The organism is Pseudonocardia pini, assembly GCF_013870575.1.
In the GTDB taxonomy this organism is placed as follows: domain Bacteria; phylum Actinomycetota; class Actinomycetes; order Mycobacteriales; family Pseudonocardiaceae; genus Pseudonocardia; species Pseudonocardia pini.
Window position 1 is genome coordinate 1 of sequence record NZ_JACBXB010000254.1, and the last position, 6,999, is coordinate 6,999.

Genomic DNA, 6,999 nt, shown 5'->3' on the forward strand with positions numbered 1-6,999 from the left:
ACGCCGAGCGCCGCCGCCTCCCCGAGCCGGTGTGCCCGCGCGGAGAGCACGGTGACGGCCCCTGCCTGCTGCGCGGCGAACACCTCGGCGAGGCGTGACTTCCCCACCCCGGCCTCGCCGACCAGGAGGACGCAGCCGAAGCCGCCCTGGGTCGCGTGGTCGAGGGACTCGGCGAGCGCACGGCACTCCGCGACCCGACCGGCCAGACCGCGACGACGGCGGCTGCGTGCGTCGCCCACTGTGATCCCCGTCCACCTCGACGAATCCGGGCGATTCTCGCACGGCAGAGGCGTCACTCCCGCTGCTTCGGCTCCATCCGCCGGACGCACAGCAGCAGCCAGACCAGGGCGCCGAGGGTGACCACTCCTCCGATCGCCAGGGAGCCCACGGCCAGGAACATCACGCCGACCGCCACCAGGACGGCCGCGACGACGCACTGCAGCACCAGGAACCCCATGGTCCCCACCATGCCGCAGGAGGCGGGGCGCGCGCCGCCACCGGCCCGGTATTCAGTGTTGCTCAGTAGCGGTACCTAGCGATACCGTCTACCAGTACTCGGCGACGCCGAGTAGATCGGAGGTCGGCATGGGCAACCCGATGACGGAGATGCTGAAGGGCACGCTCGAGGGCATCGTCCTCGCGGTCCTGTCCGTCCGTCCGGCGTACGGCTACGAGATCACCACCCGGCTGCGGGAGCAGGGTTTCTCCGACCTCGTCGAGGGGACCGTGTACGCGCTGCTGGTCCGCGTCGAGCGGCGCGGCCTGGTGGACGTGGAGAAGGTGGCCTCCGAGAAGGGGCCGCCGCGCAAGGTGTACTCGCTCAACGCGCGAGGGCGGGAACAGCTCGGCGAGTTCTGGAGGACCTGGAGCCTCCTCGCCGAGCGGATCGAACAGCTCCGGACCGAACCTGCGGAAGGACAGAACCGATGACCGCCAAGTGGATCGAGGCCCTCACCGGGCCGATCGAGCAGAAGAAGCGGTACCGCCGGGACAGGGCCCGCGTCGAGGCCCTCCCCGCGCCGTACGGGACGGCGGCGAAGGCGATGCACCGGTACCTCGTGTACTACGCGGGCATCACCGACGGCGACACCCTCGTCACCATGATCGGCGACCTGGCCGACCTGTGGGAGCGCGCCGCCGCCGACGGCACCCCGGTGCGCGAGATCGTCGGGCCGGACCCCGTGGACTTCGCCGAAACCTTCGCGCGCGCCTACGACGCCAGGCAGTGGATCGACAAGGAGCGCGCCCGACTGACCGCGGCGATCGACGACGCCGAGCGCGAGGAGCGGCGGTGAGCACCGACGCCGCGATCCGTGTCCGGGGCATCGAGAAGTCCTACAAGGACCTGCACGTGCTGCGGGGTGTCGACCTCGACGTGGCGGAGGGGAGCATCCTCGCGCTGCTCGGGTCGAACGGCGCGGGCAAGACCACGCTGGTCAGGATCCTAGCGACCCTGCTGAGGGCGGACGCGGGCACCGCGACGGTCCACGGCTTCGACGTGGCCGACGCGCCCGGCGACGTCCGGCGGTCCATCAGCCTCACCGGCCAGTTCGCCGCGGTCGACGACGTCCTCACCGGTCGGGAGAACCTGGTGCTGGTCGCCCGGCTCCGCCACCTGGCCGACCCCCGCACGACCGCCGACGCACTGCTCACCCGGTTCTCGCTCACCGACGCAGGCGACCGCAAGGCATCGACCTACTCGGGTGGCATGCGCCGCAGGCTCGACATCGCGATGAGCCTCGTCGGCGATCCCCCCGTGATCGTTCTCGACGAGCCCACCACCGGCCTCGACCCGCAGGCGCGGATCGAGGTGTGGCACACCGTGGCCGAGCTCGCGCGGGGCGGCACGACGGTCCTGCTCACCACCCAGTACCTCGACGAGGCCGAGCAGCTCGCCGACCGGATCGCGATCCTGCACAAGGGCACGATCATCCAGAACGGCACCCTCGCCGAGCTCAAGCGGCTCCTCCCGCCCGCCGAGGTCGAGTACGTCGAGAAGCAGCCCTCCCTGGAGGACGTCTTCCTCGCCCTGGTCGGCGAGCCCGACCGGATCGACACGACCGACCACACCGCCCCTCGGACCGGACAGGAACCCCGATGACCACCCACGTCCTCGCCGACACCGGCGTGCTCACCGGCCGCTCGCTGCGCCACATCCTCCGGAGCCCCGACACGATCGTCACCACCGCGGTCACCCCGATCGCCCTGATGCTGCTGTTCGTGTACGTGCTCGGCGGCGCGATCGACATCGGATCGGACCAGTCCTACATCGACTACCTGCTGCCCGGCATCCTGCTGATCACGATCGCGTCGGGCATCGCCTACACCGCCTACCGACTGTTTCTCGACCTGCAGGGCGGGATCTTCGAACGGTTCCAGTCGATGCCGATCGCGAGGTCGAGCGTGCTGTGGGCGCACGTCCTCACCTCGCTCGTCGCGAACGTCGCCTCCGTGGCGATCGTGGTGGGCGTGGCCCTCCTGATGGGGTTCCGCACCGGCGCGTCACTCGGTGCGTGGCTCGCGGTCCTCGCCATCCTGGTCCTGTTCACCCTCGCCCTGACCTGGCTCGCCGTGATCGCCGGACTCTCGGCCACGACGGTGGACGGCGCGAGCGCGTTCAGCTACCCGCTGATCTTCCTGCCCTTCATCAGCTCCGCCTTCGTCCCCACCGACTCGATGCCCGGCCCGGTGGCGTGGTTCGCCGAGAACCAGCCCGTGACCTCCGTCGTGAACACCGTCAGGGCGCTGTTCGCCGAGCAGCCCGTGGGCTCCGAGATCTGGGTCGCGCTCGGCTGGCTCGTCGGGATCCTCGCCGCCGCCTACGCCGCCGCGATCGCCCTGTACCGCCGCAAGATCAGCTGAGCGGCCACCGAGGGCCGGGCCGACACCCGTCTCCTGTCGCACGCGCCCCTCTCGAGTTGAACCGTTCAGGTCTCTGTGTTCGTATCGAGCCGTGCACAGCCGCGCGGAGATCGAGCGTTCCCTCCGGGACGCCGCGCTGCGCGTGACCGCACCGCGCAGGGCCGTACTGGCCGCGGTCCACGACCACCCGCACGCCGACACCGAGACCCTGCTCGCGGCCACGCGGGCGCGGCTGGGGTCGGTGTCGCACCAGGCCGTGTACGACGTCCTGCGCGCCCTGACCGACGCGGGCCTCGTCCGCCGGATCCAGCCCGCGGGTTCGGTCGCCCGGTACGAGGCGCGGGTGGGCGACAACCACCATCACGTCGTGTGCCGCACCTGCGGCGCGGTGGGCGACGTCGACTGCGCCGTCGGCACCGCCCCGTGCCTGACCGCCTCCGACGACGCCGGCTTCGCCATCGACGAGGCCGAGGTCGTGTACTGGGGTCTCTGCCCCGTCTGCCGGGCCTCACCCGCACACCGCTGAGCCGCGGCCCCGCCCTCGACCGCCGAGCGCCCGCCTCCCAGGAACCGATCGCACCCACCACCGAGTCCGGCCCCACGGGACCGGCACCTCACCTCCAGGAAGAAGGACCGACGTGCCCCCCGAGAACGACCCGAAGCCCCGCGACGAGACCGCGAGCCCGCAGGGCACCGACACCACCGCGAGCAACAGCGAGAGCGAGAACCCGGCGCTGTCCGGGCCCACCCTGCACACCGACCACCGGCCGCGGAGCAACCGCGACTGGTGGCCGAACCAGGTGGACCTCGGTGTCCTGAACCGGACCTCGCGCGCGTCGAACCCGCTCGGCGAGGACTTCGACTACAAGTCGGCCGTCTCGCAGCTGGACTTCGACGCGGTCAAGGCCGACGTCGTCGAGGTCATGCGCACCTCCCAGGACTGGTGGCCCGCCGACTGGGGCCACTACGGCCCGCTGTTCATCCGCATGTCGTGGCACGCCGCGGGCACCTACCGCCAGCTCGACGGGCGCGGCGGCGCGGGCGCGGGCGAGCAGCGGTTCGCCCCGCTCAACAGCTGGCCGGACAACGGCAACCTCGACAAGGCCCGCCGCCTGCTGCTGCCGGTGAAGCAGAAGTACGGCCGCAGCCTGTCCTGGGCCGACCTGCTCGTGCTGGCGGGGAACGTCGCGCACGAGGACATGGGCTTCGAGACCTTCGGGTTCGCCTTCGGCCGCGAGGACGTGTGGCAGCCGGAGGAGGTCTTCTGGGGTCCGGAGGACACCTGGCTCGGCGACGAGCGCTACAGCAGCGACACCCCGCTGGAGCTCGAGGGCGCCCTCGGCGCCGTCACCATGGGCCTGATCTACGTGAACCCCGAGGGCCCGAAGGGCTCGGCGGACCCGGTCGCGTCGGCCCACGACATCCGGGTCACGTTCGGCCGGATGGCGATGAACGACGAGGAGACCGTCGCACTGATCGCCGGTGGCCACACCTTCGGCAAGGCGCACGGCGCAGGCGACCCGGACCTCGTGGGCCCGGAGCCGGAGGGCTGCCCGGTGTTCTCCGGCGGGCTGGGCTGGAAGAACCAGAACGGCACGGGCAAGGGCGCCGACACCGTCACCAGCGGGCTCGAGGGCGCGTGGACGCCGAACCCCACGAAGTGGGACAACGGCTACTGGGACATGCTGTTCGGCTTCGAGTGGGAGCTCACGCAGAGCCCCGCGGGCGCCAAGCAGTGGAAGCCCAAGGAGGCCGAGGGCCAGGAGCTGGTCCCCGACGCGCACATCGAGGGCAAGCGGAACCCCCCGATGATGGCCACGAGCGACCTCTCGCTGCTGGCCGACCCGGAGTACCGCCGGATCTCCGAGCGGTTCCGGGACGACCCGGAGGAGTTCGCGGAGGCCTACCGGCGGGCGTGGTTCAAGCTCCTGCACCGCGACATGGGCCCGCTCTCGCGCTACCTCGGCCCGTGGGTGCCGCAGGAGGAGCTGCTGTGGCAGGACCCGGTCCCGGCGGTCGAGCACGAGCTGCTGTCGGAGTCGGACGTCGCCGCGCTCAAGCAGCGCATCCTCGACTCCGGATTGACGGTCTCGCAGCTCGTGCACACCGCCTGGTCGGCCGCGGCGTCCTTCCGCAGCACCGACAAGCGGGGTGGCGCGAACGGCGGCAGGCTGCGCCTGGAGCCGCAGGCGAGCTGGCCGGTCAACGCCGGCACCGCCGAGGTCGTCGCGACGTTGGAGGAGGTGCGCTCGGCGTTCGGCAAGCCCGTCTCGATCGCGGACACCATCGTGCTGGCCGGTGCCGCGGCCGTCGAGAAGGCCGCGGCGGACGCGGGCGTCGAGGTCACCGTGCCGGTCGCCCTCGGCCGCACCGACGCCGCGCAGGAGCAGACGGACGTCGAGACGTTCCAGTACCTGGAGCCCCGCGCCGACGGGTTCCGCAACTGGGTCGACCCGGCGGCGAAGCTGGAGCCGGAGACGCTGCTCGTCGACCGCGCGTACATGCTCGAGCTGACCGCCAAGGAGCTGACCGTGCTGGTCGGCGGCCTGCGCGTGCTCGGCGCGAACACCGACGGCGTGCAGCACGGCGTGTTCACCGACCGGCCGGGCGTGCTCTCGCAGGACTTCTTCACGACCCTGCTGGACCTCGGGGTCGAGTGGAGCACCTCGAAGGACGCGGCGGGCGTGTACGAGGCCCGCGACGCCCAGGGCACCGTGGTCCGCACCGCCACCGCCGTCGACCTGGTCTTCGGCTCGAACTCGATCCTGCGCGGCATCGCGGAGGTCTACTCCTCCGCCGACGCGAAGGAGAGGTTCGTGCGCGACTTCGTCGACGCCTGGGACAAGGTCATGAACCTGGACCGCTACGACCTGCGGTAACCACCCGTCCGACGACGAACGCCCCGGTCCCACGCGGACCGGGGCGTTCGTCGGTCAGGCCGCCTCGCGCCGGGTGAGCACCAGCGCGTCGCCCTCGGTGACGGCCACCGTGTGCTCGGAGTGGGCGGTCCGCGACCCGTCGGCCGAGCGGATCGTCCAGCCGTCGGGGTCGTAGACGATCCTGTCCGTCGTCCGGGCGAACCAGGGTTCGATCGCGAGGGTGAGGCCCGGCCGGAGCTTCAGGCCGCGCCCGGCCCGGCCGCTGTTGGCGACGTGCGGGTCCTCGTGCATGGTGCGGCCGATGCCGTGCCCGCCGAACGCGTTGTTGACCGGGTAGCCGTACTCCGCGGCCACCGCCCCGATGGCCGCCGACACGTCCCCCAGGCGGTTGCCCGGACGCGCCACCGCGATCGCCGCCTCCAGCGCCTCCTCGGTGGCGCGGACGATCCGCAGGTCCTCCTCGGCGGCGTTCCCGACGACGACCGTGCGCGCCGAGTCGGCCGCCCAGCCGTCGATCGTCACGGCGAGGTCCGCGGTGAGCACGTCGCCGTCGCGCAGCGTGTAGTCGTGCGGGAGACCGTGCAGCACGGCGTCGTTGACCGCCAGGCAGATCACGTTGCGGAACGGGCCGCGGCCGAACGACGGCGAGTAGTCCCAGTAGCACGACTCCGCGCCGCGCTGCTTGATCATGCCGCGGGCGTGGTGCTCCAGGTCCAGCAGGTTGACGCCCACGTCGGCGAGCCTGCCGATCTCGGAGAGCACCTCTCCGACGAACCGCCCCGTCACGTGCATGCGGTCGATCTCCGCAGGCGTCTTCAGCTCGATCACGACTTACCCTCACGTCACCAGTACCGGTATAGTTATACCGAACCTAGCAGGGCCGGTATAAGAATACCAATCGTCAGGAGCGGGCCGCCCATTCCCGGGCCAGCAGGGTCTGGGAGGCGACCCGGTCGGCGTGTCGGTGGGTGATCGTGGTGACCAGCAGCTCGTCCGCGCCGGTCACCCCGGCGAGGGCCGACAGCCGCTCGGCGACCGTGTCCGGGGCGCCGACGAAGCGGGTCTCCAGCCGGTCCGACACCAGCTCCTGGGCCTCCTCGGACCACGGGTACGCGGCCGCGCCTGCGGCGTCGGGGAAGGGGATCGCCCCTGCGCCACAACGGATGCTGTGCACCCACGGGCCGTAGCCCGCGGCGAGCTCCTGCGCCGCGCCGTCCGACCCGGCGACGACGACGTCCGCCGAGACCATGACGTACGG

General features: G+C 71.8%; 9 protein-coding genes and 1 pseudogene. 6 read left to right on the forward strand and 4 right to left on the reverse strand.

Translation table 11 applies throughout. The features are described 5' to 3' along the window. A partial coding sequence (locus tag H5J29_RS15820; protein ID WP_181781727.1) for an ATP-binding protein occupies positions 1 to 239 on the reverse strand: 239 nt, incomplete at its 3' end. Positions 240 to 292: 53 nt separating this feature from the next. After that, positions 293 to 457, reverse strand: coding sequence for a hypothetical protein (locus H5J29_RS15825; protein ID WP_181781728.1), 165 nt, complete (start codon positions 455 to 457; stop codon positions 293 to 295). A gap of 128 nt (positions 458 to 585) precedes the next feature. Between H5J29_RS15825 and H5J29_RS15830 the strand changes: the two genes are divergently transcribed. The 6 genes from H5J29_RS15830 to katG all read left to right on the forward strand — a co-directional run bounded on the left by H5J29_RS15830 (position 586) and on the right by katG (position 5,741). Then, positions 586 to 930, forward strand: coding sequence for a PadR family transcriptional regulator (locus H5J29_RS15830; protein WP_181781729.1), 345 nt, complete (start codon positions 586 to 588; stop codon positions 928 to 930). Then, positions 927 to 1,295: a DUF1048 domain-containing protein gene (locus H5J29_RS15835; protein WP_181781730.1), complete on the forward strand. Its 369-nt coding sequence runs from the start codon at positions 927 to 929 to the stop codon at positions 1,293 to 1,295. Before H5J29_RS15830 ends, H5J29_RS15835 begins: the two co-directional genes overlap by 4 nt. Next, positions 1,292 to 2,101 (forward strand): ABC transporter ATP-binding protein, encoded by an 810-nt coding sequence (locus H5J29_RS15840; protein WP_181781731.1) that lies wholly within the window; start codon positions 1,292 to 1,294, stop codon positions 2,099 to 2,101. Before H5J29_RS15835 ends, H5J29_RS15840 begins: the two co-directional genes overlap by 4 nt. After that, a complete protein-coding gene (locus H5J29_RS15845) occupies positions 2,098 to 2,862 on the forward strand; it encodes an ABC transporter permease (protein WP_181781732.1) in 765 nt (254 codons plus the stop codon). The genes H5J29_RS15840 and H5J29_RS15845 overlap by 4 nt, the downstream gene beginning before the upstream one ends. A gap of 91 nt (positions 2,863 to 2,953) precedes the next feature. After that, on the forward strand, positions 2,954 to 3,388 hold the full coding sequence (locus tag H5J29_RS15850) for a Fur family transcriptional regulator (protein WP_181781733.1): 435 nt from the start codon (positions 2,954 to 2,956) through the stop codon (positions 3,386 to 3,388). 208 nt (positions 3,389 to 3,596) lie between these two features. Next, a complete protein-coding gene (katG, locus tag H5J29_RS15855; protein ID WP_220187475.1) occupies positions 3,597 to 5,741 on the forward strand; it encodes a catalase/peroxidase HPI in 2,145 nt (714 codons plus the stop codon). A 54-nt stretch (positions 5,742 to 5,795) separates the two neighbouring features. Here katG and map read toward each other — a convergent pair whose 3' ends face one another. Next, positions 5,796 to 6,569 (reverse strand): type I methionyl aminopeptidase, encoded by a 774-nt coding sequence (gene map, locus H5J29_RS15860; protein WP_181781735.1) that lies wholly within the window; start codon positions 6,567 to 6,569, stop codon positions 5,796 to 5,798. A gap of 73 nt (positions 6,570 to 6,642) precedes the next feature. Next, positions 6,643 to 6,999: pseudogene (locus H5J29_RS15865) on the reverse strand (LLM class flavin-dependent oxidoreductase); the annotation flags it as partial.

Bases quoted from the DNA above. Each gene is read 5' to 3' on its own strand.
- H5J29_RS15830 (WP_181781729.1), top strand. From the start codon at position 586: ATGGGCAACCCGATGACGGAGATGCTGAAGGGCACGCTCGAGGGCATC.
- H5J29_RS15845 (WP_181781732.1), top strand. From the start codon at position 2,098: ATGACCACCCACGTCCTCGCCGACACCGGCGTGCTCACCGGCCGCTCG.
- H5J29_RS15835 (WP_181781730.1), top strand. From the start codon at position 927: ATGACCGCCAAGTGGATCGAGGCCCTCACCGGGCCGATCGAGCAGAAG.
- H5J29_RS15825 (WP_181781728.1), bottom strand. From the start codon at position 457: ATGGGGTTCCTGGTGCTGCAGTGCGTCGTCGCGGCCGTCCTGGTGGCG.